This window comes from Rheinheimera marina (assembly GCF_042654345.1).
In the GTDB taxonomy this organism is placed as follows: Bacteria; Pseudomonadota; Gammaproteobacteria; order Enterobacterales; family Alteromonadaceae; genus Pararheinheimera; species Pararheinheimera marina.
In genome coordinates this window covers 104,385-130,568 of the sequence record NZ_JBHSGB010000006.1, presented here as the reverse complement: position 1 = coordinate 130,568, position 26,184 = coordinate 104,385, and the positions used below count along the sequence as shown (strand labels likewise).

Here is a 26,184-nt window from a genome sequence, read left to right as displayed (position 1 = left end):
TCAAAGTTCGGGCCATTTTCTTTTCTGAGGCCCTTCAGCATAAGGAAGTACCATGATGGCATTCGAGCCAAAAATGAGTGATATCGTCAGCGCGCTGGTCCCTATTGTTATTGAGCAAACCGCTAAAGGTGAGCGCTCTTTTGACATTTACTCCCGCTTACTGAAAGAACGGGTGATTTTCCTGACCGGTCAGGTGGAAGACCATATGGCCAACCTGATTGTCGCCCAACTGTTGTTTCTGGAATCAGAGAACCCAGAGAAAGACATCTACATTTATATCAATTCACCAGGTGGTTCGGTTACGGCTGGTTTGTCTATCTATGACACCATGCAATACATCAAACCGAACGTGGCGACTGTCTGTATCGGTCAGGCCTGCAGCATGGGGGCATTCTTATTGTCAGGCGGTACCAAAGGTAAGCGTTATGCTCTGCCAAATGCCCGGGTGATGATTCACCAACCACTGGGTGGCTTCCAGGGCCAGGCGACGGATTTTGAAATCCATGCCCGTGAAATTCTGACGGTGAAAGAGAAACTAAACCGTCTGATGGCTGAGCATACTGGCAAGAGTTACGAACAAATTATCAAGGACACAGAGCGCGATAACTTCTTAAGTGCGCAACAAGCCTTGGAATATGGCCTGGTCGATGCCATATTAACGCAAAGGGATGCGAAGTAATTGAGTTCGGGGTTGTGCAGCCAGTGCGGTGCAGGCCCCAGTTGAAGAGGAAGTTCCATGTCTGATCACCGCTCTGACGGCGAGAAAAGCAGCAAGCTGTTGTACTGCTCCTTCTGTGGTAAGTCGCAGCACGAAGTACGCAAACTGATTGCAGGCCCGCAGGTGTATATCTGTGATGAATGCGTTGATTTGTGTAATGACATTATCCGCGAAGAAATTAAAGATATTTCGCCTAAGCGTGATGCCAGCAAACTGCCTGTTCCGCGGGAGATCCGCGACCACCTGGACGATTACGTCATTGGTCAGGAACACGCGAAGAAAGTATTGGCCGTGGCTGTTTATAACCACTACAAGCGTTTACGTTCTGTGCAACAGAAAGCCGACGTGGAACTGGGTAAATCCAATATTCTGCTGATTGGCCCGACCGGCAGCGGTAAAACGTTGCTGGCTGAAACCTTGGCCCGTTTGCTGGATGTGCCATTTACTATGGCCGACGCCACCACCTTAACTGAAGCCGGTTATGTGGGTGAAGATGTGGAAAACATCATCCAGAAGCTGCTGCAAAAATGCGATTACGATGTCGAAAAAGCCCAACGTGGTATTGTGTACATCGACGAAATCGACAAAATTTCACGCAAGTCCGATAACCCGTCCATCACCCGCGATGTGTCTGGTGAAGGCGTGCAGCAAGCCTTACTGAAGCTGATTGAAGGCACCATTGCCTCAGTACCGCCTCAGGGCGGCCGTAAACACCCGCAGCAGGAGTTTTTGCAGGTGGATACCTCGAAAATCCTGTTTATCTGTGGCGGTGCTTTCGCTGGCCTGGATAAGGTGATCGAGCAGCGCTGTGCCAAAGGTTCAGGTATTGGTTTTGGTGCAGAAGTGCGTGGCAAAGAGTCCAGCCGTAGCCTGACTGAAAGCTTCCGTGATGTGGAGCCTGAAGATTTGGTGAAGTACGGTCTGATCCCTGAGTTCATCGGTCGTCTGCCAGTAGTGGCGACGCTGACTGAGCTGGATATGGACGCTCTGGTGCAAATTCTGAGCGAACCGAAGAACGCACTGATCAAACAGTTTGGCGCCTTGTTCCAGATGGAAGGCGTAGAACTGGAGTTCCGTGACGATGCACTCAAAGCTATTGCCAACAAAGCGATGGAGCGGAAAACCGGTGCCCGTGGTCTGCGGTCTATTGTCGAAAACGTCTTGCTCGACACCATGTATGAATTGCCATCGATGGAACATGTCAGCAAAGTGGTGATTGACGAAACCGTGATCCGCGGTGAATCTCAGCCTATCCTGATTTACGAAACCGCTGAGGCATCAGGCCAATAAGCTGTTCTACCACTTACAAAGCCGGTGTATACCGGCTTTGTCTATTTGGTGCTCAGCTGGTTCAAAATTTTAACTAACTCGTTGAAGTTCCAAATGGTGCCCCCATATACTGGGAATTCACCCCTGCAGTAAATAATTCAAGAGAGATTTCATGACAGTAGCAAAGACAGAACGTTTGCATATGCCAGTGTTGGCATTACGGGACGTGGTCGTCTATCCGCACATGGTGATCCCACTGTTTGTCGGACGGGCTAAGTCAATCAAGTGCCTGGATGCGGCCATGGAAAAGGAAAAACAGATTTTCCTGGTTGCACAGAAAGACGCCACGCTGGATGACCCTAAAGACGACGATTTGTATCGTGTGGGTACTGTCGCCACCATTCTTCAATTGTTGAAGTTGCCTGACGGCACCGTGAAGGTGCTGGTTGAAGGTGGCAAACGCGCCGAATTGGCTGAATTTACCGATACCGAAGAAACCTTCGCTGCGTACGTGGATTTAATCCCGACGCCTCAGCTGGACAGCCGTGAGCAGGAAGTCATTTTACGTTCGGCCATTAATCAGTTTGAAGGCTATATCAAACTGAATAAAAAGATCCCGCCAGAAGTCTTAACGGCATTGTCTGGTATTGATGACGCTGCGCGCCTGGCGGATACCATGGCGGCTCATATGCCGCTGAAGGTGGAAGACAAACAAAAAGTGCTCGAAATCATCGATGTGACCGAGCGCTTAGAGTTTCTGATGGCGATGATGGAAAGTGAAATCGACATTCTGCAGGTGGAACGTCGTATTCGCAGCCGTGTCAAGAAACAGATGGAAAAAAGTCAGCGTGAGTACTATCTGAACGAACAGATGAAAGCTATCCAGAAAGAGCTGGGTGAGCTGGAAGACACGCCGGACGAATTCGAAACACTGAATAACAAGATTGAAGCGGCGCAAATGCCGGCGGAAGCGAAACAAAAAGCGACGGCTGAATTGCAGAAGCTGAAAATGATGTCACCCATGTCTGCTGAAGCCACAGTAGTACGCAGCTACATCGACTGGCTGACCAATGTGCCGTGGAAAAAACGCAGCAAGGTGAAAAAAGACCTGGCCGGCGCGGAAAAAATTCTGAACTCAGATCACTACGGTCTGGATAAAGTGAAAGAACGTATTCTGGAATATCTGGCTGTTCAGCAACGTGTCAACAAGTTAAAAGGCCCAATTCTGTGTCTGGTTGGCCCGCCGGGCGTTGGTAAAACCTCGCTGGGGATGTCGGTGGCCAAAGCCACTGGCCGTAAGTACGTGCGGATGGCGCTTGGTGGCGTGCGTGACGAGGCGGAAATCCGTGGTCACCGCCGCACTTACATTGGCTCGATGCCGGGTAAGATTATCCAGAAAATGGCGAAAGTCGGTGTACGTAACCCATTGTTCCTGCTGGATGAAATTGACAAGATGGCGTCAGACTTCCGTGGCGACCCGTCAGCAGCTTTGCTGGAGGTACTGGACCCGGAACAAAACACAGCGTTCTCGGACCATTACCTGGAAGTGGATTACGACCTGTCAGACGTGATGTTTTTTGCTACGTCGAACAGTCTGAATATTCCGGCGGCCCTGCTGGATCGGATGGAAGTGATCCGCCTGTCGGGTTACACCGAAGATGAAAAACTGAATATTGCCAAAGAGCATTTGCTGAGCAAGCAAATGGAGCGCAATGGTCTGAAACCAAATGAAATTGAAGTGGAAGACAGCGCCATTATCGGTATTATCCGTTACTACACCCGCGAAGCCGGGGTGCGGAACCTGGAGCGTGAAATCTCCAAGCTGTGCCGTAAAGCCGTGAAAAATATTCTGCTCGACAGCAAGCTGAAGAAGGTCATCATCAACCAGGCCAACCTGGAAGAGTACCTCGGCGTGCAACGTTTTGATTACGGTAAAGCCGAAGACAGCAACCGCATCGGTCAGGTGACAGGCTTAGCCTGGACTTCTGTGGGCGGTGACCTGTTGACCATTGAAGCCGCTGCCGTAGTCGGCAAAGGCAAGCTGACCTACACAGGTTCGCTTGGCGATGTGATGAAAGAGTCGATCCAGGCCGCTATGACCGTGGTGCGCAGTCGCGCGGAGAAACTGCGGATCAATGAAGATTTCTATGAGAAACGTGACATTCACGTGCACGTGCCAGAAGGCGCCACACCAAAAGATGGTCCAAGTGCCGGTATTGCCATGGTGACAGCGTTGGTGTCCAGCCTGACAGGCAACCCGGTGCGCGCTGATGTGGCCATGACAGGGGAGATCACCCTGCGTGGTGAAGTGCTGCCTATTGGTGGTCTGAAAGAGAAGTTATTGGCAGCCCATCGTGGCGGCATTAAGCGGGTATTGATCCCTCATGATAACGTGCGGGATTTAAAAGACATTCCGGATAACGTTAAAGGGGACCTGGATATCCGTGCTGTGAAATGGATTGATGACGTGCTGGAGTTGGCCCTGCAGGAACCACCAACAGGGATGGCCGTGGTCGAAACGGCTGAAACTGCACCAAAAGCCGCGCCAAAAGCGAAAAAAAGCCAAAAAAATCCTGCCTAGGGGCTTTTCAAACGCTTTTTGTGTGTTAAGTTATGGTCAGTTTCGCTGCAGGCCTTGTCAGACAAGGCTTGCAGCCAGACAAAAAGTTTTTGTGGGGCAGCGTTTTGTGCTTGCAAGCCCAAATCAGGCTTGATATAACAAGTGCGCCACTACACAACAAAGTAATTTTTGGTAGTTGTTGAAAATAATAACAATTGAAGGGGATGATATTGTGAACAAGTCTCAACTTATCGACAAAATCGCTGCTGGTGCAGACATTTCTAAAGCGGCAGCTGGTCGTTCACTGGACGCGTTCATCGACGCAGTGACGCAAGCTCTGAAAGAAGGTGACTCAGTAGCCTTAGTTGGTTTCGGCACTTTTGCCGTTCGCGAGCGCGCCGCACGTTCAGGCCGCAACCCACAAACTGGTGCAACTATCCAGATCGCTTCTGCGAAGATCCCTTCGTTCAAGCCTGGTAAAGCATTAAAAGACAGCGTGAACTAATCAAGACCCCGACTGGTCAACCGGTTGGGGAAAAGCCGTGGCGCAGATAGCACCAAGCCTGACGTTGCCGCAGCTTTAATGAAAAAGGCGTATCTGCTAAGATGCGCTTTTTTTTTAATACCACATTGTTGGCAAAAGAGACGTAGACAGCATGTTAGAGAAGATCAGAGAAGGTTCTCAGGGGATGATCGCCAAGGTGATCCTTGGTTTTGTGATCCTGACCTTTGCATTAGCCGGGGTTGGCAGCTATCTGGGTAACACCAAAGAGCCTGTGGTTGCTGTGGTAAACGGCGAAGACATTACAAAAGCAGAATTTGATACGGCGTTGCAGAACGAACGTAACCGGATGCAGCAGCAGTTTGGTGATATGTTCAGCAGCCTGGCCAGCGACACTAACTACATGAACAGCTTCCGCAGCCAGGTATTGGAGAAGCTGATCGATGAAAAACTGCAAAAGCAGTTGATGACCGATTTAAATCTGATGGTCAGTGATCAGCAAGTGCGAGAAACCATTCTGGCAATGACCGAGTTTCAGGTAGACGGCGTGTTTAACAACGACCGCTACCTGGCGTTATTACGCCAAAACGGCTACGAGCCAAACCAGTTCCGTGATTACCTGCGTGGTCAAATGTCACGTAATCAGCTGGTGAGCAGCCTGGTATCGAGCGAGTTTGCCACCGAGTCTGAATTAACTCTCCTGGCCCAATTACAACAGCAAACCCGTGATGTGCAGTATCTGCAGGTTAAAGCGGCCAGCTTTGCTGATAAAGTTGAAGTCACGGAACAGATGCTGCAGGACTATTACCAGACCAACCTGAATCAGTTTGTTTCGCCAGAAACCGTGGCTGTGGATTATGTGCAGTTAAATAAAGCGGACAATGCAGCGGGTATCGAAGTTTCTGATGCCGACCTGCAGGCGTATTACGATGCCAACTTAAATCGTTACAAAACGGATGAACGCCGCCGTGTGTCGCATATCCTGCTGGAATCTGCTGAGGATAACGCAGAGATCAAAACCAAAGCTGAAGCCCTGGCTGCGCAGCTGGCACAAGGTGCTGACTTTGCTGAATTGGCGAAAAAAGAATCCAGCGACACCTTCTCTGCAGAGAACGGTGGTGATTTGGACTTTATTGAAGCCGGTGTGATGGACCCTGAGTTTGAGAAAGCCGCCTTTGCACTGAAGCAAGTGGGCGATGTCAGCCCTGTGGTAAAAACTGAGTTTGGTTACCACTTGATTAAACTGACCGCGATTGAAGCTTCTCAGACCAAAGACTTTGCTGACGTGAAAACGCAGATTGCTACTGAGCTGAAAGATCAGAAGGCCGCAGAGAAGTTTATTGAACTGCAACAGGCGTTAGGCGAAAAGAGCTTCGAGATTGCTGATTCGCTGCAAGAAGCTGCAGAAGCTATAGGTGGCAAAGTGGAATCAGTGCCGGCTTTTACTCAGGGCTCTGCACCAGCTCCGCTGAATGCACCTGCAGTGGTCAGCACACTGTTCTCTGAAGAGTTTATTGCCGGTGGTGTGAACAGTGATGTGCTGGAAGTTTCGGCCGACCAGGTGCTGGTTGCCCGGATCAGCGCGCATCAGCCAGAAAAAACCAAAGGCTTTGATGAAGTCAAAGAGCAAGTCCGTACCGCTGTAGTAAGTCAGAAGACGGAAGAGATGGCTCAGGCTCAGGCCGCGGAGCTGCTGGCAGCCCTGCAAGCGGGTGGTTCTATGGATGCCGTTGCGCAACAGCATCAGCTGACTGTAGAAAGCAAAACTGCAGTACCACGTTTTGGTGGCGACCTGGATGCTGATATCCGTACTAAGGCTTTTGAACTGGCGAAGCCGTCTGAGCAGGCTGCAGTCTCTTATGGTTCACTGACCACAGTTGCTGGCGATTCAGTGGTGCTGGCCGTGACGAAAGTGACGAATGTTGAGGTGACTGCGACACCTTCAAAAGAAGATCTGGAGCAGTTTGGCCAGCAGAAAGCACAGCAAAGCTATGCCGCAGTGATCGCAGCGTTAAAAGCCAAAGCGCAAATTGTACGTAGCCTGGAAGTCGCGAGCAGCGACGAACAATAACAGACGTTGTGATAAAAAACCGGCGCCCAAGCGCCGGTTTTTTTATGTACAGGACGTACGGTATGCTGTTTATGCAGGAGCAATTAACGGCGATGTACAGGACGTACGGTATGCCGTTTATGCAGGAGCAATTAACGGCGATGTACAGGACGTACGGTATGCCGTTTATGCAGGAGCAATTAACGGCGATGGACAGGACGTACGGTATGCTGTTTATGCAGGAGCAATCAACGGCAACGCCTTAACTCATCGCGCTGCTGATCAGTTTTTTGCTGTAGTCAAACTGTGGATCGGCAAACACTGCGGCGGTATCACCATAATCCAGTGCATTGCCCTGATGCAGAACCAACATCTTGTCGGCAATGTGTCGTACCAAGCGTAAATGGTTGGTGATCAGCAAATAAGCCAAACCTTGTTGTTTTTGCAGCTCCAGCAGCAGGTTGACGATTTGCGCCCGTAACGACGGGTCCATGGCCGTCAGTGCTTCATCCAGGATCAACAGCTTAGGGTCGAGAATAAGGGCTCTGGCCAGCGCCACACGCTGTAATTGGCCACCAGAGAACATATGAGGGTAGTAATCGGCATGTTCGTCCATCAGGCCTACCTGGCGCAAGGTCAGGCGTATTTTGGCCTGATGCTCCTCTGCAGGCAGTGAAGAGCTGTAACGCAGCACATCCTGCAGCATCTGGCCAATTTTCTGATGCGGGTTCAACGAACGGGCAGGGTCCTGGAAGATATAACGGATCACCTGATTGTAGTCTTTGAAATCAGTGATTTGGATGGCCTGACCTTCCAGCAGTATTTCGCCCTGATCCGGGCTTTCAATTCCAATCAGTAATTTGGCCAGCGTACTTTTACCTGAACCTGTTTCACCGACTATCGCCAGAGTCTGGCCTGCTTCCAGGGTAAAGCTGACGTGGGACAAGGCCTGGACTTTTTTATGGCCAAATACCCCCTGAGCTCTCTGATAGCTTTTTGAGAGTTGCCGCACTTCCAGTAACAGAGGTTTCATGCTTTTTTACCCCCTAACGGAAAATGACAGCTGTAGAAATGGTTTTGCTGACGGTCCAGCAATGGGGTTTTTACACATTCTTTGCGGGCATTCGGACAACGTGGCCCCAGGCGACAGCCGATCGGCAGATGCTGCAGAGTCGGGATACTGCCAGGCAAGGCATACAAGGCCTGTTTGCTTTGCAGTTCAGGCTGGAACTCGGGCACACTTTTAATCAGCGCATGAGTATAGGGGTGCATAGGTCTGGAAAGTATGGCTTCCGTTTCCCCGGCTTCAACCAACTGGCCGCAATACAACACGCTCATGGTGTCTGTGGTGCGGGCGACGGTTTCAAGCTCGTGGCTGATCAGCAGAATGGACATTCCTTTGAGCTGATTGAAGCTTGCCAGTAAGCGGAACAACTGGGCCTGTGTGGTACTTTCCAGTGCTGTGGTCGGTTCATCGGCAATCAATAATTTGGGTTTTTTCGCAATGGCCATCGCGATGGATATTTTCTGGCAAACCCCTTCAGACAATTGATAAGGGTAAGACTGAAAAATAGCCTGGTGGTCGCGGATCCCTACTTTGTGCAGCAAAGCCGCTGCTTTTTTTCGACGCTCAAAAGGCCGGCCAAACCAGCGACTTTCCAGTTCGCCATCCGGAATAGATTCGGTCAGCTGGTCCAGAATCGGCGAGGTCGGATCCATGCTACGGCTGGGCTCCTGGTAAATCATCGCGATATCACGGCCGATAATGCTGCGTTGCTCCTGGTAGGGCAGGCGCAAGAGATCCTGGCCTTGCCAACTGAAGCGGTCCGCCGTGATGCGCCAGCGTTTATTCAGCACACCGACTATGGCTTTGGCAATCAAGCTTTTACCTGAGCCGGATTCGCCAACCAGGCCACGGATTTCGCCTTCTTTCAGCGTCAGATTTACCCGATCAACAGCGCGAATCAACCCATCCGCTGTTTCCAGTTCGATGGTCAGGTTTTTGATATCAAGCAGAATCATCAGCTCTCCCGCCGTTTTTTAATGGCTGTACGCAAACCGTCACCCACCAGATTGACTGACAGCACGGCCGCAAAGAGCAGCATGCCGGGAAGGGCGATGGCCCAAGGGGCCAGATAAATCAAATCCAGCGCATCCGCTATCATGGCACCCCATTCAGCGGTCGGAGCCTGCGCACCTAAGCCCAAAAAGCCTAAGGCTGCTATATCCAGCATGGCGGTTGATAACGCCATACTGGACATCAGAGTGACAGGTTCCCAAATATTCGGCAGTACGGCATGGCGCAGTACCTGCCAGTTATTGGCGCCGTCCAGCCGGTAGGCCACCACATAATCCTGCTTCAGTGCTTCCTGAATGCTGTTGCGGATGCCATGCACAAATTGAGGCAACAGGGCCAAAACGATGGCCCAGGTTGTATTCCATAAGCCAGGGCCCAGCACCGCCACTATCAGTATGGCCAGTAATAGCGACGGGATGGTCAGGGCCAAATCAAGTAAATGGTTAAACACACTGGACTTCACGCCTTTACTCATGCCGGCCATCATGCCAAGCGCCAGCCCTAGCAGCAGAGCCATTAAAACGGCGACAATAGAAAGACCAAAGGTGTAGACGGCACCGGTGATCAGACGCGACATAATATCGCGACCCAAATCGTCGGTGCCAAAGGCATAGCTGACCAGGCCAGCTTCGCTCCAGGACGGTGCCAGCAGCAGCAAGTCCGGGTTCTGCAGATAGGGGTCATGGGGGCTCAGCACAGGAGCAAGCAACACCAGAGCCAGAAAAAACACAAACAACACCAGGCCGAACATAGCACTGTGCTGGCGCTGAAACTGCAGCCAGAGCTGAGTCAGCGGGCCACGGTTATGCTCTTCAAAATAAAGACGAAACTTTTTCATATCAGCCTTTACGCGCCAATGGATTAAACAGGGTGTGTAAAACTTCAGTCAGCATATTGGCGGCAATCACCAAAGAGGACACCATCAGCAAGCCGCCATGGATAGCCGGATAATTGCGCTGGTAAATACTGTCTATCAGCCACTGGCCAATACCTGGCCAGGAAAAAATAACTTCCGTCAGCATCGCCAGTGTGATCAGGGTACTGAATTGCAGGCCCACCTGGCGGATCACCGGCAATAACGCATTTCTCAAGCCATGATGGTACAACACCTGAGCACGGCTCAGACCTTTGGCGCGGGCCGTCTTGATATAACCCTGCTCCAACACGCTTTGCATTGAGTTGCGAGTGAAACGGATCATCACTGTGGTGGGGAAGGTAGCCAGCACTATGGTGGGCAGTAACAGATGGTGTAAAGCGTCACGAAAGGCGGCTGTTTTATGGGTTAAATCGGACAGGTAAATATCCAGCAGCATAAAACCGGTTTTCGCCGGCACGTCGAACAGCACATGCAAGCGCCCGGAGGTGGGCAACCAGCCCAGCGACAAGGCAAACACCATAATCAGTAACAACGCCCACCAGAACACCGGCAGCGAATAGCCGATTAAGGTGAGCGCTGAGAATAAGCGGGCCAGAATGGTCTCGGAGCGTATAGCGCAAAACAAACCCACAGGCACCCCGACTAAAAACGACAGCATCAGTGCATAGGCCGCAAGTTCCAGCGTGGCCGGAAACACGGCCAACAGCTCTGGCAGCACGGGTTGCTGGCTGGCAAAGGATAAGCCCCAGTCGCCGTCCAGGATGCGTCCGACATAGGCCAGATACTGCTGAAGTACCGATTGGTCGAGCTGATAATGTCGGATCAGCTCCAGTTGCTGTGCTTCGCTGATGTTGGTCAAACCTGACAAGGTGCTGAGGCGATCACCGGGGAACAGGTAACTCAGGCTGAAACCCAGAATGGTCAGGGCAACAAAGACAAAACTTAGTAAAAACACCCGGCGCAGAAAATAATGCAGCATCATAAATCCTTTTCTGCTTTGGCCATCGATACGCCACCATAAGGGCTCATCACCACACCAGACACTTTGACACTTTGCGCCTGAAAACGCTTGGAATGCGCAATGCTGAACAGTGGCATTTGTTCAGCTAAATAATGCTGGGCCGCCAGATAAAAACTGCGCCGTTGTTTGGGGTCGGCAGTCAGCAGCGCCTGGTTCAGCAGGTTATCAAATTTAGGATCGCACCAGTTGGCTCTGTTGCTGCCGTTTTCTGCGGCAGCGCAGCTGAGCAGCGGCCGGAAGAAGTTGTCCGGATCCGCATTGTCTGCCGACCAGCCAATCAGCACAGAATCATGTTCATTGTCGCTGAGTTTGCGTCTGAAACTATTCCATTCAAAGGAGACGATGCGGGCTCTGACGCCAACACGGGCTAAATCGGCCTGCATCAGTTCTGCCATTTTCTGCGCATTGGGGTTGTACAGACGCTGTACCGGCATGGCCCAGATATCCATCTGGAAGCCCTTAGGGTAACCCGCTTCGGCCAGTAATTGTTTGGCAAGCTCTGGATCATAAGGTTGTTCTGGCGCGCTGCTGTCAAAAGCCCAGGAGGTGGGCGGCAATACACTGCGCGCTAAATCGGCATGGCCGAAATACACCGCCTGCAAAATAGTGGTGCGGTCTATCGCCATCGCCAGTGCCTTGCGCACCTTGGCGTTGTCGAAGGGCGCCTTTTGCGTATTAAAAGCCCAGAAACCAACGTTCATGCTGATTTGGCTTTTCACTTCCACATCCGGCCGTTCTGTCACCAGTTTCAGCTCAGCATGGCGCGGATAGGCCACCACGTCGCATTCATGGGTCAGTAACATCGCCATGCGTTTGGCACTGTCTGGCACTAAATCAAACACCAGCTGAGTCAGCTGCGCTTTACCACCCCAGTATTCGGGATGGCGGTAATAACGGACGAACTGATCCTTTTTGTAATCCTGAAACATAAAAGGGCCAGTGCCGATCGGGTGAATATCAATCAGCTGAGGTTGTTGCTGTTGCAGCAGCTGTGCGGCGTATTCGGCGGACAGAATGGATACAAAGTCGGTGGCCAGGTTGGATAAAAATGAGCTGTCCGGCCGACTGAGTTCAAAACGCACTGTGCCGGCATCTTCGGCCACCACTGCCGTCACCAGCGAGGTCAGATCGACACTTTCAAAATAAGGGTAGTTGCCACCGCCAATACGGTGATAAGGATGGCTTTTATTCAGGATACGTTCAAAGGTAAACACCACATCGTCGGCCTGGAAGGGCCGGCCCGGCGTAAAATAGCCAGTGTGATGAAACTGTACGTTTGGGCGCAATTCAAACCAGTAAGTGAGGCCGTCCTGGCTGACCCGCCAGTTTTTTGCCAAGGCGCCTTCCAGTTCACCGCTTTGTGGATTGATTTCGAGCAACCGATCATAGAGTTGCTGGCTGACTATGTCGATGGTGGTACCAGAGGTCACATGCTGTGGATTGAAGCTCTCCGGTGAGCCTTCCGCACAATAGACCAGCCCTTCGGCCAGTGTCTGGGGCAACTGTGGCTGGCAGGCGCTCAGCAGGCAGAGTGTGCTCAGCAGGCTGCTGCAAAAAGCGGTATTCATTGTTGGCTATCCAGCATCTTGTACTTTTTCATGTAGCCTCTGAGCTGATGATAGGTCAGGTTCAGTGCTTCGGCTGTTTTCTTCTGATTATACTGGCAGGCGGCCAGCGCTTGCTTGATTAAATCCGTTTCAAATTTCTCAGACAGCAGTTTGAAATCAGCGCCTTTGTTGGCGTCAAACTGACTGGCTGGCAGCGCTGTGACTTGAGTTTCTACAGGCTGGGTCTCTGTTTTTACTGGTGCTGAGGCTGCAGTTGCTTTCGGTGCCCGGTCTAATGTACGGACCCGTTGTTGTGGACGAAACGGCGACTCAAAGGGGTCCAGCTGGATATGATGCACCGGCACATAAGGGTTATTCGTGCGGTAGACACTGCGCTCCACCACGTTTTTCAGCTCCCGTACATTACCCGGCCACTCATAGTCCAGCAGGGTGCGTTTGGCTTTGTCGCTGAAGCCACTGAACAGCTCATAACCAAGTTCACGCGCCATATTGACGGCAAAGTGCTCGGCCAGCACTAAGATGTCTTCGCGGCGCTCACGCATCGGCGGTAAAGTGATGACGTCAAAGGCCAGACGGTCCAGCAAGTCGGCACGAAATTCGCCTTGCTCAGCCATTGTTGGTAAGTCTTCATTGGTGGCGCAGATCAGCCGTACATCCACCCGAATTGGCCGACTGCCGCCGACCCGCTCGAATTCACCGTATTCTATTACCCGTAGTAATTTTTCCTGTACCATGGCTGGCGTGTTGGCTAATTCGTCCAGAAACAAAGTACCGCCATTGGCGCGTTCAAAGCGACCCTCGTGGCGTTTGGCCGCTCCGGTAAAGGCGCCTGCTTCATGGCCAAACAATTCACTTTCCAGCAGGTTTTCATTCAGTGCTGCGCAGTTGAGGGTGAGATAACTTTGATCCCAGCGTTGGGACAGGTAATGCAGGCGGGCCGCAATCAGTTCTTTCCCTGTGCCGCGCTCGCCAATAATCAGCACAGGCTTGTGCAGTGGCGCTATCTGAGACACCTGTTCCAGAACGCTTAAGAAACTATTGGACTGACCTATTAAGTTGTCTTGCTGAAAACTTCTGCTCATGCCTGCTCACGAAATGGTGAATTTAACTAATAAGTAGTGTATTTCATAACGGCAACCTGGCATAGCGCTTTTTTGTTCTAAATTAAATTTATATAAAACAATAAGTTAAATTAATTTTTCGAGTTGGCAAGGATCCTGAATAGTATCTAGCGAAACCGAAACATCCTTAAGAGGTAAATTGCTATGGGTATTTTCTCTCGCTTCTCAGATATCGTAAATTCGAATATCAACGCGTTACTGGATAAAGCTGAAGATCCAGAAAAAATGGTCCGCCTGATTATTCAGGAAATGGAAGACACCTTGGTTGAAGTGCGTTCCACCTCTGCCAAAACCATTGCAGAGAAAAAAGAACTGCAACGGGTCATCAGCAAACTGACTGCCGAAGTGGAAGACTGGCAAGCCAAAGCTGAGCTGGCACTGAGCAAAGAACGTGAAGACCTGGCCCGTGCGGCGCTGATTGAAAGGCAAAAAGCGGCGGAGCAGGCCAAAGCGGTAGAAGCCGATATTCAGCACCTGGACGAGCATATCAGCAAGTTACAGGACGAAGTGGCTCAGCTGCAGGAAAAACTGGCTGACGCCAAAGCCCGTCAGAAAACCATTCTGATGCGCCAAAAAACAGTAGCGTCACGTCTGGATGTGAAAAAGACACTGGACAGCAGCCGTCTGCAGGATGCCATGTATAAGTTTGAGCGTTATGAGCAGAAGATCGATTCGCTGGAAGCTCAGGTTGAATCCTATGATTTAGGCAAGAAAAGCTTAAAAGATGAGTTTGCTGAACTGGCATCTTCTGACAAGATAGATTCCGAACTGGCTGATCTGAAAGCTAAATTGTCTAAAAAAGATAACGCCTGATTATCAGGCGTTGTAGGAGTGCATCATGGAAATAGGTGAGGTTATTGGAATTCCTGTCATTCTGTTTATGATTTTTGTCGCGCCACTGTGGGTCTTTATGCACTACAGAAGCAAAAACAAAATAGGGCAGGGGCTGAGTGACAATGAACTGCTTCAGTTAAATGATTTGTCGCATAAAGCGGAAAAAATGGCAGACCGGATTAAAACTCTGGAAGCCATCCTGGACGCGGAGTCTCCGCGCTGGAGGGAAAAACATGACTAAAATACGTCGTGAGCTGTTCCGGGATGACCGGAACGGCAAAATCGCCGGGGTCTGTGCAGGTATTGCGGATTACTTCGGTTGGGAAGTCTGGTTAATCCGCCTGATTGTGGTGACTTCGGTGCTGTTAGGCTTAGGCGGTTTGTTACCTGTGTTGTACGTCGCAGCCTGGTTTATTCTGGAAAAGAAATCAGTGGTCGAGTCCCGCCAGGGTGTGGAACCTGCCAAGTTTGAAGAAAAACCTGTGGAAGTCAAAACCCGGGTCTGGCAACGGGGTGAAGCGCCAAAATCGGCTTTACACCACCTGGTCGCGCAATTTAACAGTCTGGAATACCGCTTACGCGACATGGAAAGTCATGTGACTTCCGCCAAGTTTCAACTGAACCGTGAGCTGAATAAACTTTAAACATCGCAGGTACAAGTCAGGTGTTTACCGCAAGGAAAAGCCAATGAAGTGGGTAGATAAGGCAAGCTGGCAACTGAAAACTCTGGGCCAGCGTGCCTTAGATACACAGCTGAGTCTGGGAGTAACCGGCCTCAGCGGTGCAGGCAAAACTGCTTTTCTTACTTCTGCCTTGCAGCAATTGCTGCAGCACGACAACCAGTCCATGCCATTCTTTAGTGTAATGCAGCAAAAACGCTGGTTAGGGGCGCGCATTGATGCCCGTCAGGCGCTGCATTTCCCCCGTTTCCCTTATGAACAGAATTTACTGTATTTAAAGCTAACTGAACCACAGTGGCCACCTTCGACCGTCGGCTGGAGCCAGTTGTCGCTGACCTTACGTTACCAAAGTGCTTCGACGGTGCGGCGTTTGCTGAGCGATTATCAGCAGTTGTCGTTGCAGCTGCTGGACTATCCGGGGGAATGGTTGCTGGATCTGCCCATGCTGCAGCAAAGTTATTCCCAGTGGTGTGAACACTGCTGGGCGTTGTTCCGCCAGCCGCACCGTCAGGCTGTGGCCGCGTCTTTTCGCGAGCAGTTGCACCAGGTTGATTTAACCCAGACTGATCCGCTTTCCGTTCAGCAGCTTTGTGCGCAGTACCGGGATTTATTGCAGGCGTTCAGTCAGACAGCAGGTGCGTACCTGAATCAGCCAGGTCGCTTGCTGGTGCCTGCAGAGCTGGAAGGCACACCTGTGCTGCAGTTACTGCCGTTATTGCCAGAGCAGCTGGCACAAGGCGGAGCTTTGGTGACTTTGATGGAGCAGCAGTACCAGAATTACCTGAAACTGGTGGTCAAACCCTTCTACCAGCAGTTCTTCTCCGGACTTGACCGGCAATTGGTGCTGGTGGATATTCTCGGTGCACTCAATGCCGGTGAAGCTGCCTTATCTGAACTGAAGCAAAGTATCCTACTGATCCTGCAGAGCTTTAATTACGGTCCCAACCACTGGCTGCGCCGGGTGTTTAAACCGCGGATCAGCAAAGTGCTGTTTGCCGTCAGTAAAGCGGACCATGTCACCCCAGACCAGCATCAGGCACTGAGCCTGTTGTTACAGCAGTTAGTGGCCGAGCAGCTCAGCCAAAGCCAATACCAACTGTGCCAGTTTGAAGTCATGGTGCTTGCCGCGGTGCGGGCCAGTGACGCAGGCAGTATTGAACACCAGGGGCAGCAGCAACCTTGTTTACGTGCCACCAAACGCGGGCAGACGTTGCCTGTCGCCTTTTTCCCAGGCGAAGTGCCCGGCTATTGGCCGGATCATCAGCTATTTTCCGCTCATCATTTTGCCTTCAGCGAACTGAGCCCGGCGCCGTGGGACGGACAAAGCGCGTTGCCGCACATCCGGATGGACCACGCGCTGGAGTTTTTACTTGGAGATAAACTCGGATGAAACCATTAAAACCCGCTGTCGAGTTTGAAACAGAGCTGCAGCCGCAAGCGAAAACCTTGCCTGTACAGGCGGAAGAGTTTAAGGCCGATGACTTTGTTAAGACGCAGCCCGAGCCGGCTGGCCCTGCTGTGCAGCCCAGCCGTTCGTTAGCGCGCTGGCTGGCGCTCTCCTTACTGTCAGTGTCAGCTTATGGTGTCTGGCAGCTGATAGATACGCTGCTGCAACTGGTCCGGCAGCCCGGGCCCGGCACATTTTTTAGTGCCGCGGTCGCGCTTAGCCTGACCGGTTTGGTGTTGTTTTTGCTGGGCCGGGAGTACCGCCTGTGGCGCCGGTTGCAACAAGGTGCAAAATGGCAGCAGAGCGCTGAGCGAATCAGCCAGAGCATGCAATATGGCGAAGCCTTGCCTTTGTGCGAGCAGATGGTCAGGCAGTTGCCTGCTGCGCCAGCCTCAGAGCAGCTATTCCGGCGGCAAGTGCGCGCTGAGCACAGTGATAAAGAAGTGCTGCAGTTATTTGACCTGACGGTGCTAAAGCCGCTGGATAAACAAGTGCAGCAACAGATCCATCAGGCCGCCGCCGATACCAGTCTGGCGGTGGCTTTGTCGCCTTTTGTGTTGGCGGACTTACTGCTGGTACTGTGGCGCAGCAGCCGCATGTTGCGTCAAATTGCCGAAAGTTATGGCGCCAGTGTGGGGCAATTGCGTAGCCTGCTGTTAATCAAGCGGTTGTTTGCTTCTTTGGTCTGGGCTGGCGGTTCGGAGCTGGCGCTGGACCTGTCTGCTGATTTTATTGGCACAGAGCTGACCTCCAGACTATCAGCGCGGGCCGGCCAGGGGCTGATTGCCGGTTTACTGGTGGCCAGGCTTGGATTGGCAGCGCAGCACTTATTACGACCAGTGCCGTTACCTGAGCAGGAAAAACTCAGTTTGAGCCAGCTGGGACGTGCGCTGGTGCTGCGTCTCAGCGGTAAAGCCCATCAGTGAGTGTCAATAATTTCTGACACTTTCGTCTGCTGTGGTCAGGGGACACCGGCTGATTTTCGGCCCCTCAGATGTCCATATGCCTGTTGTGTATGAAGGTCTTTTGCTTAGATAAAGCAAAGAACAATAAAACAAACTCATCACGCAACAGGTGTTTTATGACCACGCAGTACGGCCATGCCGAAACTTTATGTATTCACGCCGGGAAACCGGAAACCCACCCGCACGGGGCGTTGACCACCCCTCTATACCAGACGTCAACCTTCGTATTTGACAGCGCCGAACAAGGTGCAGCCCGATTTGCCGGTGAAGCAGAAGGCTACATTTATACCAGGCTCGGCAACCCGACTACCCGCGAGCTGGAGCTACGACTGGCAGCGCTCGAAGGGATGCAAGATGCGGCTGCCACCGCCACTGGGATGGGGGCTGTCGCCGCCGCGACTCTGGCGTTTTTACAGCAGGGTGACCACCTGCTGGCGAGTAAAGCCATTTATGGCTGCAGCTTTGCGCTCTTTAATCATCAATTTGCCCGCTATGGAATTGACGTCAGTTTTGTTGACTTTACCGATCCGCAGGCGGTGGAAGCGGCGCGCAGGCCCAACACCAAAATGCTGTTTATCGAGACGCCAATTAACCCAACGCTGACGGTGATCGACCTGAGTTTTGTCGGCGATTTTGCCCGTCGCCATCAGCTGATCTCGGTGGTGGACAACACCTTTCTGACACCTTTATTGCAGCGCCCGGTTGAGTTTGGCATTGATTTGATTGTGCATAGTGCCACCAAATACTTAAATGGCCATGGCGATGTAGTGGCGGGTGCCATTGTTGGCTCTGCTGAGATGATCCAAACCATTAAGCTCACCACCTTAAAAGATATGGGCGCCACCATCAGTCCGCACGATGCCTGGTTGATTCTGCGCGGTATGAAAACTTTGTCGGTGCGGCTGGAGCGGCACCTGAAGAATGCGCAGGCGGTGGCAGAATACCTGGAGCAACACCCGGCCATTGCCACCGTCTATTACCCAGGCTTGCCGTCGCATCCTGGGCATCAGTTTTTGGGCGGCCAGATGAAAGGTGCAGGCGGCGTGCTGGCATTTGAACTGAAAGGCTCGTTGGATGACGGCCGGTTTTTTATCAATCAGTGCCAGTTGCTGTCATTGGCCGTCAGCTTGGGCGACGCCGAGTCCTTAATACAACATCCTGCGTCCATGACTCACAGCCCATACAGCCCGGAAGAGCGGGCCATGGCGGGTATTAGTGATGGTTTGATCCGTATTTCAGTTGGGCTGGAGCATCAGGACGATATTATCGCCGACCTGGCGCAGGCACTGAAAAAGCTGCAACAACGCCAGACGACCAGCCTAAAAACGGCTTGATGTAGCGTTTATTTTACAAAATAACCAAGCGGCCGGGCGGGGCACTCCACAACCATGGGTTAACAGTCGCGGTCCAATCCACTAGTATCGGCCGCGACAATAAGCAGGCCGAAGGCCGCAGTAAAAAATTTCAAACCAGGGTAGTTATGAGTAAAAGCAGCAGTTATGTATCCAGGCAGTCGGATGAGCAAGGCGTCATTCACTGGAGCGACGAAGAGAACCAGATCTGGTCAGAACTGATCAGTCGGCAGCTGTCTTGCATCCAAGGCAAAGCCTGCAATGAATACCTGGATGGCTTAAAGAAACTGAATTTGCCACAGGACCGCATTCCGCAATTAGCTGAGGTAAATGCGGTGCTGGAACAAAGCACCGGCTGGCGCTGTGCTGAAGTACCGGCGCTCATTAGCTTCGACCGCTTTTTCCAGTTGCTGGCCAATAAAGAATTTCCGGTCGCAACCTTTATCCGCAGCAGGGAAGAGTTCGATTACCTGCAGGAGCCGGATATTTTCCACGAGATCTTCGGCCACTGCGCCATGCTGACGCATCCGGCTTTTGCCGAGTTTACGCACAGATACGGCCAGCTGGGCCTGGCCGCCAGTAAAGAGGAACGGGTGTATCTGGCCCGTTTGTACTGGTTTACCATTGAATTTGGCTTGCTTAATACCGCTGAGGGGCTGCGGATTTACGGTGGTGGTATTTTGTCCTCACCAGGCGAAACCCAATATGCCTTTGCATCTGAAGTGCCAGAACGCCATCGCTTTGACGCGCTCGATGTGATGCGGACGCCATACCGCATCGATATTATGCAGCCGGTGTACTTTATGTTGCAGTCGATTGATGATCTGTTTGATATTTCCAAGCTGGATTTAATGGCGCTGGTGCAACAAGCGAAATCGCTGGGGCTGCATGCTGCCAAGTTTCCTCCTAAACAAAAACAAGCCAGCTAAATGCTGAGAAAAAGAGAAAATACTCATGTCTGATTTAACCCAAGCAAAATGTGAAGCCTGCCGTGCCGATGCGCCACGAGTCAGCGACGACGAACTGGCGGTGTTAATCCGTCAGATCCCGGACTGGACACCTGTGGTACGGGATGACATTCTGCAGCTGGAGCGCGTTTATAAGTTTAAAAACTTCAAACAAGCCTGGGCCTTTCACCACAAAGTGGCGGAGCTGGCTGAAACAGAAGGCCATCATCCTGCACTGTTGCTGGAGTGGGGCAAGCTGACTGTGACCTGGTGGTCCCATTCAATTAAAGGCCTGCATAAAAACGACTTTATTTGCGCCGCCAAAACAGACCAGCTGCTTAGTGCCTAAGCAAAAGCGGCTCCGTTGCTGGCAAAGGCGCGGAGCCGTGCATAATTCTTTACAATTTACTCTGGTTTCTTCTGCTTACCCTGCCGTATCATAGGCCTAACCTGAACTTAAACATGGTTGTTGCTTATGAGGTTAGAAATCCATTGCCAGGACCGACTGGGCATAGCCCAGGAAGTGTTGCAAATCCTGGTCAGCTATCAGCTTGATTTACGCGGTATCGAAGTCGACCCGTTGCAGGGCCGTATCTATGTGTCATTCCCCGGTATTGAGTTCGGCACCTTTCAGGAGCTGATGGCGAAAATTCGTCGGCTGGCAGGCGTGGATGATGTGAAAACCACAGCTTTTTTGCCTTCAGAGCGTGAGCACAACGAACTGACGACCCTGCTTCGCACTTTACCGGACGGTATTATTGCCGTTGACAGCAAAGCCCATGTCACCATTATCAACGAAGCCGCGTTGGACGCCTTGTCATTGCAACGGGATGAAGTTGAAGGGCATCTGCTGACGCCTTTGCTGAAAGGGTTCAATTTAAGCCGCTGGCTGGAAGGGGACGATGTATTGGCGCAGACCCGACGGGTGGAAATTCAGAACAAAAAGTTTATTGCCGATTTGCTGCCGGTAATGGTGCCCGGTGAGCAGGAGCAGGAAACGCTGGCGGGCGCTGTGCTCAATCTGAAATCCGAGAGCCGCCTGGGCGAGCAGATGGTGGTGTTTAAAAAAGGCGATCAGGAAAGCTTTAACAATCTGCATGCGCACAGCAATCTGATGCGAAAAGTGGTGCGGGAAGCGAAAAAAATGGCACAGCTGGACGCACCCATTTTGATTATGGGCGAAACAGGGACCGGCAAAGAAGTGCTGGCGCGCGCCTGCCATGCTGCAAGCGGCCGCAGTGGCAAACCTTTCCTCGCAGTCAATATGGCGGCGATGCCCGACAATGTGGCTGAATCCGAACTCTTTGGTCATGGCCCCAATGCGATGCCGGGCGCCACTGATGCGAAAAAAGGCATTTTTGAACAAGCCAACAAAGGCACGGTCTTTTTGGATGAAGTGGGAGAGATGTCCCGCGAACTGCAAACCAAACTGCTGCGTTTTTTGCAGGATGGTTGTTTCCGCCGGGTTGGCGACGAAAACGAAGTGCGGGTGGATGTACGGGTGATTTGCACCACGCAAAAAGATTTACCCAGCATGGTACAGGAAGGAAAATTCCGTGAGGACTTGTACTACCGCCTTAATGTGCTGAGCCTGACCTTGCCGCCGCTGCGCGAGCGTAAGCAAGACGTGGTGCCATTGGCCGAGCATTTTATTGCCCGCTTTGCCGCGCGTCTGGGCCGCAAGTCTCCCAGGTTAACCGAAGCCTGCGAGCACTTTTTGCAACATTACCCATGGCCTGGCAATGTACGGCAACTGGAAAATGCCTTGTACCGTGCTGTGACACTGCTTGAAAGCAATGAGCTGGATAAAGACCAGTTGCAGCTACCCAGTTACACCAGCGATCTGGGCTACCTGGAAAAGGATTTTGAAGGCACCCTGGATGAAGCGGTCAAAGCCTTTGAGGCGGATTTACTGCGAAAATTGTTTCCTGCCTACCCAAGTTCACGCCAACTGGCCAAAAAACTCGGGTTAAGCCATACGGCTGTGGCGAATAAACTGCGTGATTACGGCATCAGCAAGAAAAGCGTAAAAATTTAGCCACGCTTTGTAGTGCTATGGATACAAAAAATCAGCTCCGAACCCTGTTTCGGAGCTTTTTTTCAGCATTTTTTTGAAAAAGCATCGTTTTGTCAGCAGAACTGTACAAAAAGCCGGTTTTTCTCGGTGAAGCCTGCATTGCAACCGCATCTTCCTTTTTTTATCGCAACAAGCAAGATAAGCCAAAATTACAGGGTGCAACTGCAGGAGAATTATGATGTTCGATCCGATAAATCCGTTGGGAACCGATGGCTTTGAATTTGTAGAGTACACAGCCGCCGACAAACAGGGCATTGAAAACCTGAAGAACCTGTTTAAATCGCTGGGGTTTACTGAAGTCGCCAAACACCGCTCCAAAGAAGCCTGGCTGTACAAACAAGGCGATGTGAATTTTATCGTCAATGGGGAGCCTAACTCTCAGGCGGAAAAATTTGCTGCTGAGCACGGCCCCAGCGTTTGTGCCATGGCTTTCCGTGTCAAAGACGCCGCGGCTGCGCTGAAAAATGCGGTCGACAATGGCGCCAAGCACTACCAAAACCAGGTGGGCCCAATGGAGCTGAATATTCCGGCTGTGTACGGGATTGGCAGTAGCTTACTGTACTTTGTTGACCGTTATGGCCAGAGCTCGGTTTATGACGTGGACTTTAAATTCTACGACAACTGGCAAGACGACATGGCGAAAAACCAGGTGGGTCTGGAGGTCATTGACCATCTGACGCACAACGTACGCCGTGGCAATATGGCGGTCTGGGCCGGTTTTTATGAGCGCATCGGTAATTTCCGCGAAATTCGTTATTTCGACATTGAAGGCAAACTGACAGGTCTGGTGTCCAAAGCCATGACTGCCCCTTGCGGCAAAATCCGTATTCCAATCAATGAGTCTTCGGATGACAAATCACAGATTGAAGAATTTATCCGCGAATACAAAGGCGAAGGCATTCAGCATATTGCGCTCACCACCGATGATATTTACCAGACAGTCCGCACCTTGCGTGAGCGCGGCATGGACTTTATGCCAACGCCAGATACCTACTACGAACGTGTGAATGCCCGGGTCGAAGGCCACACTGAAGATCTGGAGCAATTAAAAGAGCTGCGTATTCTGATCGACGGCGCTCCAATGAAAGATGGCATCCTGCTGCAAATCTTTACCCAAACCGTGATTGGCCCGGTGTTCTTTGAAATTATCCAGCGCAAAGGCAACGAAGGCTTTGGCGAAGGTAACTTCAAAGCGCTGTTTGAATCCATTGAAGAAGATCAGATCCGTCGCGGAGTGCTGCAAGATGCGTAAGTGGGCGTCTTTTCCATTGAAAGAAGGCGAAATTTCACGTCAGGCCCATGCCGATTTTCCGGAGCAGGCCATTTATGAGCGTGAAACCGGCCGCAGTGGCTTTTTTGGCCCGGCGGCGCATTTCCATCACACCCATGCCCCAACCGGCTGGAGTGACTGGCAGGGGCCATTAAAACCCCGGTTGTTTAACTTTAACAACATCAGCGACAACCAGGATGTGTCGCCTTGGCAAGTGCCGTTTTTGCTGCACAATGCGCACTGCAAAATGCGCACCTGGCGCCTGACGCAGTCGATGCCGTATCTGGTGCGTAATGCTGACGGTGACGAGCTGCTTTTTGTGCATGAGGGCTCGGCCGAGCTTTATTGCGACTATGGTCACCTGACACTGCGCGACGGTGATTACGTGGTGATCCCGCGTTCCACCATGTGGCGGCTGGAAGTGACAGAGCCGTTGTTCTTACTGATGATTGAAGCGACCAACGATTCGTATCAGTTACCGGAAAAAGGCCTGGTGGGGAATCACGCCATCTTTGACCCGGCGATGCTGGACCACCCGAAAATTGACGAGGCCTTTAAAGCGCAGTATTCGGAGCAGTCTACTCAAGTGCAGGTCAAACGACACAATCAGGTGTCGGTGATGACTTATCCCTACAACCCACTGGATGCGATTGGCTGGCATGGTGATTTAACCGTGATGCGGATTAACTGGCGCGATATCCGGCCATTAATGAGCCACCGTTACCATTTACCGCCATCGGCGCATACCACTTTTGTGGCATCACGTTTTGTGGTCTGTACTTTTGTACCTCGCCCGATTGAAAGCGACCCGGGCGCTCTGAAAGTGCCGTTTTATCACAATAATGATGACTACGATGAAGTGCTGTTTTATCACGCCGGTGATTTCTTTAGCCGCGACAATATTGAACGTGGCATGGTGACCTTTCATCCGGCTGGTTTTACCCATGGTCCGCATCCGAAAGCATTTCAGGCCGGTCGCGAGTACCGCAAGAAGTTTACCGATGAAGTGGCAGTGATGTTGGACACCCGCGATGCGCTGGAAATGGGCGCGGCGGCAATGGCCACCGAAAACCCGGACTACGTAAACAGCTGGAAAATTAAACCTGTACAGGCGGAAGGATAAGTCAATGAAGTTAGCATCCTTAAAAAATGGCCAGCGTGATGGCCAACTGGTTGTGGTCAGCAAGGATTTAAGCCGTTGCGTTGCCATTCCGGCCGTCGCTGTGACTATGCAGCAACTGCTGGATAACTGGAGCACTTTGGCTCCTCAGGCGCAAGAGGTGTATCAGGCGCTGAACCGCGGTGCCGTGGCAGGTGAAACCGCTTTCGATCAAGCTGCTTGTGAGTCACCACTGCCGCGGGCTTATCAATGGGCTGATGGCAGTGCGTACGTCAACCATGTAGAGCTGGTGCGTAAAGCCCGTAACAGTGAAATGCCACCAAGCTTCTGGACCGACCCGTTAATGTACCAGGGCGGCTCAGACGATTTTCTCGGCCCACGTGATGAGATTGATGTGGTCAGTGAAGACTACGGCATCGATTTTGAAGGTGAAGTCGCCGTGGTCACCGATGATGTGCCGATGGCGGCTACCCCTGAATTAGCGCGCGAAAAAATCCGGCTGGTGATGCTGGTCAATGACGTATCGTTGCGGGGCCTGATCCCGAATGAACTGGCCAAAGGCTTCGGCTTTTTCCAGTCCAAACCGGCGTCAGCGTTCAGCCCTGTTGCCGTTACACCTGAGGAATTAGGCGCCGACTGGCAAGACGCTAAACTGCATTTACCTTTGGTTTCTCATCTGAATGGTACACTCTTCGGTAAACCCAATGCCGGTGTGGATATGACCTTTGATTTCGGTCAGTTAGTGGCCCATGCGGCCAAAACCCGTCGCCTTGGCGCTGGTGCTGTGGTTGGTTCCGGCACTGTGTCGAATAAGCAAGGTACAGACTGGGGCACATCCGTAGAGGAAGGCGGTGTAGGCTACAGCTGCATTGCCGAAGTACGGATGATTGAAACTATCCGTGATGGCGCGCCGAAAACGGCTTTTATGAAGTTTGGCGACCGCATTCGGATTGAAATGTTTGATAACGATGGCCAGTCCGTGTTTGGTGCTATCGAACAACAAGTGGTTAAAGCGCAAGGCTAACCGGCCAGGCAGAAATACAAAGGCTATCGCAAGGTAGCCTTTTTTATGGAGGATCTGATGAAGCTCTACACCTATTGGCGCTCAAGCGCCGCCTTTCGGGTGCGCATCGCACTTGCTCTTAAAGGTATTCAAGTCGACCAGATACCAGTACATTTGCTGAACAATGGCGGCGAGCAGCATAGCGAAGGGTACCAGCAACGTAACCCGGCCGAACTGGTGCCTGCGCTTGAGCTGGAGCAGGGCAGCCTGAACCAGTCGCTGGCGATAATTCAGTACCTTGAGGCGCTGTACCCAGAGCCCGCTTTATTGCCTGCGGACCCATGGCTCAAGGCCCAAGTGATGGCTCTGGCACTGGATATTGCCTGCGATATCCATCCACTGAATAACCTGCGGGTGTTGCAGTACCTGACCGGTACACTGGCGGTGGATGAAACACAAAAGCTGGCCTGGATCCATCATTGGTTGCATACCGGCTTTAGCGCTTTGGAAAAGCGTCTGCAGGCCAGTGCTGGTCTGTATTGCTTTGGTAATTCAGTGACTTTGGCCGACCTTTGTCTGGTACCACAAATTTACAATGCGCTGCGTTTTAATCTGGATATGACGGGTTACCCGACACTGCAGAAAATTTATCAGCATTGTATGCAGCAGCCTGCATTTCTACAGGCGGCACCGGAACAGCAGCTGGATGCACAATAAGCTGATTTG

At 51.8% G+C, this 26,184-nt stretch carries 25 protein-coding genes; 19 read left to right on the top strand and 6 right to left on the bottom strand.

Features of this window, described 5'->3' with window-relative positions:
• Positions 1-73: 73 nt before the first annotated feature.
• The 6 genes from clpP (at position 74) to ACFO3I_RS06535 (ending at position 7,365) form a co-directional block, all read left to right on the top strand.
• Positions 74-679: an ATP-dependent Clp endopeptidase proteolytic subunit ClpP gene (gene clpP, locus ACFO3I_RS06560; RefSeq protein WP_337840894.1), complete on the top strand. Its 606-nt coding sequence runs from the start codon at positions 74-76 to the stop codon at positions 677-679.
• Positions 680-736: 57 nt separating this feature from the next.
• The gene (clpX, locus tag ACFO3I_RS06555; RefSeq protein WP_377332727.1) at positions 737-2,008 is read left to right on the top strand and encodes an ATP-dependent protease ATP-binding subunit ClpX; all 1,272 of its coding nucleotides are present in this window, start codon (positions 737-739) and stop codon (positions 2,006-2,008) included.
• Positions 2,009-2,159: 151 nt separating this feature from the next.
• Entirely contained in the window at positions 2,160-4,568 is a 2,409-nt protein-coding gene (gene lon, locus ACFO3I_RS06550; protein WP_377332725.1) for an endopeptidase La, read from the top strand.
• 211 nt (positions 4,569-4,779) lie between these two features.
• Entirely contained in the window at positions 4,780-5,052 is a 273-nt protein-coding gene (gene hupB, locus ACFO3I_RS06545) for a nucleoid-associated protein HU-beta (RefSeq protein ID WP_337840433.1), read from the top strand.
• Between the two features lie 151 nt (positions 5,053-5,203).
• The gene (locus ACFO3I_RS06540) at positions 5,204-7,120 is read left to right on the top strand and encodes a SurA N-terminal domain-containing protein (RefSeq protein WP_377332724.1); all 1,917 of its coding nucleotides are present in this window, start codon (positions 5,204-5,206) and stop codon (positions 7,118-7,120) included.
• Positions 7,121-7,164: 44 nt separating this feature from the next.
• Positions 7,165-7,365 (top strand): hypothetical protein, encoded by a 201-nt coding sequence (locus tag ACFO3I_RS06535; protein WP_377332723.1) that lies wholly within the window; start codon positions 7,165-7,167, stop codon positions 7,363-7,365.
• Here ACFO3I_RS06535 and ACFO3I_RS06530 read toward each other — a convergent pair.
• The 6 genes from ACFO3I_RS06530 to pspF are packed head-to-tail and all read right to left on the bottom strand — an operon-like array spanning position 7,362 to position 13,724.
• A complete protein-coding gene (locus tag ACFO3I_RS06530) occupies positions 7,362-8,132 on the bottom strand; it encodes an ATP-binding cassette domain-containing protein (protein WP_377332721.1) in 771 nt (256 codons plus the stop codon). The genes ACFO3I_RS06535 and ACFO3I_RS06530 overlap by 4 nt on opposite strands.
• A complete protein-coding gene (locus ACFO3I_RS06525; protein ID WP_377332719.1) occupies positions 8,129-9,121 on the bottom strand; it encodes a peptide ABC transporter ATP-binding protein in 993 nt (330 codons plus the stop codon). The genes ACFO3I_RS06530 and ACFO3I_RS06525 overlap by 4 nt, the downstream gene beginning before the upstream one ends.
• Complete coding sequence (locus tag ACFO3I_RS06520) at positions 9,121-10,014, bottom strand: ABC transporter permease subunit (protein WP_377332717.1); 894 nt, start codon at positions 10,012-10,014, stop codon at positions 9,121-9,123. The genes ACFO3I_RS06525 and ACFO3I_RS06520 overlap by 1 nt, the downstream gene beginning before the upstream one ends.
• A 1-nt stretch (position 10,015) precedes the next feature.
• Positions 10,016-11,032 (bottom strand): ABC transporter permease, encoded by a 1,017-nt coding sequence (locus ACFO3I_RS06515; RefSeq protein ID WP_377332716.1) that lies wholly within the window; start codon positions 11,030-11,032, stop codon positions 10,016-10,018.
• The gene (locus ACFO3I_RS06510; protein ID WP_377332714.1) at positions 11,032-12,642 is read right to left on the bottom strand and encodes an ABC transporter substrate-binding protein; all 1,611 of its coding nucleotides are present in this window, start codon (positions 12,640-12,642) and stop codon (positions 11,032-11,034) included. The genes ACFO3I_RS06515 and ACFO3I_RS06510 overlap by 1 nt, the downstream gene beginning before the upstream one ends.
• On the bottom strand, positions 12,639-13,724 hold the full coding sequence (pspF, locus tag ACFO3I_RS06505; protein WP_377332713.1) for a phage shock protein operon transcriptional activator: 1,086 nt from the start codon (positions 13,722-13,724) through the stop codon (positions 12,639-12,641). Before pspF ends, ACFO3I_RS06510 begins: the two co-directional genes overlap by 4 nt.
• A 183-nt stretch (positions 13,725-13,907) precedes the next feature.
• On the opposite strand from pspF, the gene pspA reads away from it, so the two are divergent.
• The 13 genes from pspA to maiA all read left to right on the top strand — a co-directional run bounded on the left by pspA (position 13,908) and on the right by maiA (position 26,175).
• Entirely contained in the window at positions 13,908-14,576 is a 669-nt protein-coding gene (gene pspA / locus ACFO3I_RS06500; RefSeq protein ID WP_377332711.1) for a phage shock protein PspA, read from the top strand.
• A 25-nt stretch (positions 14,577-14,601) separates the two neighbouring features.
• On the top strand, positions 14,602-14,838 hold the full coding sequence (pspB, locus tag ACFO3I_RS06495; RefSeq protein WP_377332709.1) for an envelope stress response membrane protein PspB: 237 nt from the start codon (positions 14,602-14,604) through the stop codon (positions 14,836-14,838).
• Positions 14,831-15,241 (top strand): envelope stress response membrane protein PspC, encoded by a 411-nt coding sequence (gene pspC / locus ACFO3I_RS06490; protein ID WP_377332708.1) that lies wholly within the window; start codon positions 14,831-14,833, stop codon positions 15,239-15,241. The genes pspB and pspC overlap by 8 nt, the downstream gene beginning before the upstream one ends.
• A gap of 43 nt (positions 15,242-15,284) precedes the next feature.
• Positions 15,285-16,667 (top strand): YcjX family GTP-binding protein, encoded by a 1,383-nt coding sequence (locus tag ACFO3I_RS06485; RefSeq protein WP_377332707.1) that lies wholly within the window; start codon positions 15,285-15,287, stop codon positions 16,665-16,667.
• A complete protein-coding gene (locus tag ACFO3I_RS06480; RefSeq protein ID WP_377332706.1) occupies positions 16,664-17,650 on the top strand; it encodes a TIGR01620 family protein in 987 nt (328 codons plus the stop codon). The genes ACFO3I_RS06485 and ACFO3I_RS06480 overlap by 4 nt, the downstream gene beginning before the upstream one ends.
• Before the next feature lie 155 nt (positions 17,651-17,805).
• Positions 17,806-19,023: a methionine gamma-lyase gene (megL, locus tag ACFO3I_RS06475; protein ID WP_377332704.1), complete on the top strand. Its 1,218-nt coding sequence runs from the start codon at positions 17,806-17,808 to the stop codon at positions 19,021-19,023.
• Between the two features lie 20 nt (positions 19,024-19,043).
• A complete protein-coding gene (gene phhA, locus ACFO3I_RS06470; RefSeq protein ID WP_377333444.1) occupies positions 19,044-19,970 on the top strand; it encodes a phenylalanine 4-monooxygenase in 927 nt (308 codons plus the stop codon).
• Between the two features lie 25 nt (positions 19,971-19,995).
• Positions 19,996-20,337 carry a 4a-hydroxytetrahydrobiopterin dehydratase gene (locus ACFO3I_RS06465; protein WP_377332703.1) on the top strand — a complete coding sequence of 114 codons (342 nt, stop codon included), beginning with the start codon at positions 19,996-19,998 and terminating at the stop codon, positions 20,335-20,337.
• Positions 20,338-20,463: 126 nt separating this feature from the next.
• Positions 20,464-22,026: a transcriptional regulator TyrR gene (gene tyrR, locus ACFO3I_RS06460; protein ID WP_377332702.1), complete on the top strand. Its 1,563-nt coding sequence runs from the start codon at positions 20,464-20,466 to the stop codon at positions 22,024-22,026.
• 217 nt (positions 22,027-22,243) lie between these two features.
• Complete coding sequence (gene hppD / locus ACFO3I_RS06455; protein ID WP_377332700.1) at positions 22,244-23,317, top strand: 4-hydroxyphenylpyruvate dioxygenase; 1,074 nt, start codon at positions 22,244-22,246, stop codon at positions 23,315-23,317.
• A complete protein-coding gene (locus ACFO3I_RS06450) occupies positions 23,310-24,458 on the top strand; it encodes a homogentisate 1,2-dioxygenase (RefSeq protein WP_377332698.1) in 1,149 nt (382 codons plus the stop codon). Before hppD ends, ACFO3I_RS06450 begins: the two co-directional genes overlap by 8 nt.
• Positions 24,459-24,462: 4 nt before the next feature.
• Positions 24,463-25,479 carry a fumarylacetoacetate hydrolase family protein gene (locus tag ACFO3I_RS06445; protein WP_377332696.1) on the top strand — a complete coding sequence of 339 codons (1,017 nt, stop codon included), beginning with the start codon at positions 24,463-24,465 and terminating at the stop codon, positions 25,477-25,479.
• Between the two features lie 57 nt (positions 25,480-25,536).
• The gene (maiA, locus tag ACFO3I_RS06440) at positions 25,537-26,175 is read left to right on the top strand and encodes a maleylacetoacetate isomerase (RefSeq protein WP_377332694.1); all 639 of its coding nucleotides are present in this window, start codon (positions 25,537-25,539) and stop codon (positions 26,173-26,175) included.
• Positions 26,176-26,184: the final 9 nt, after the last annotated feature.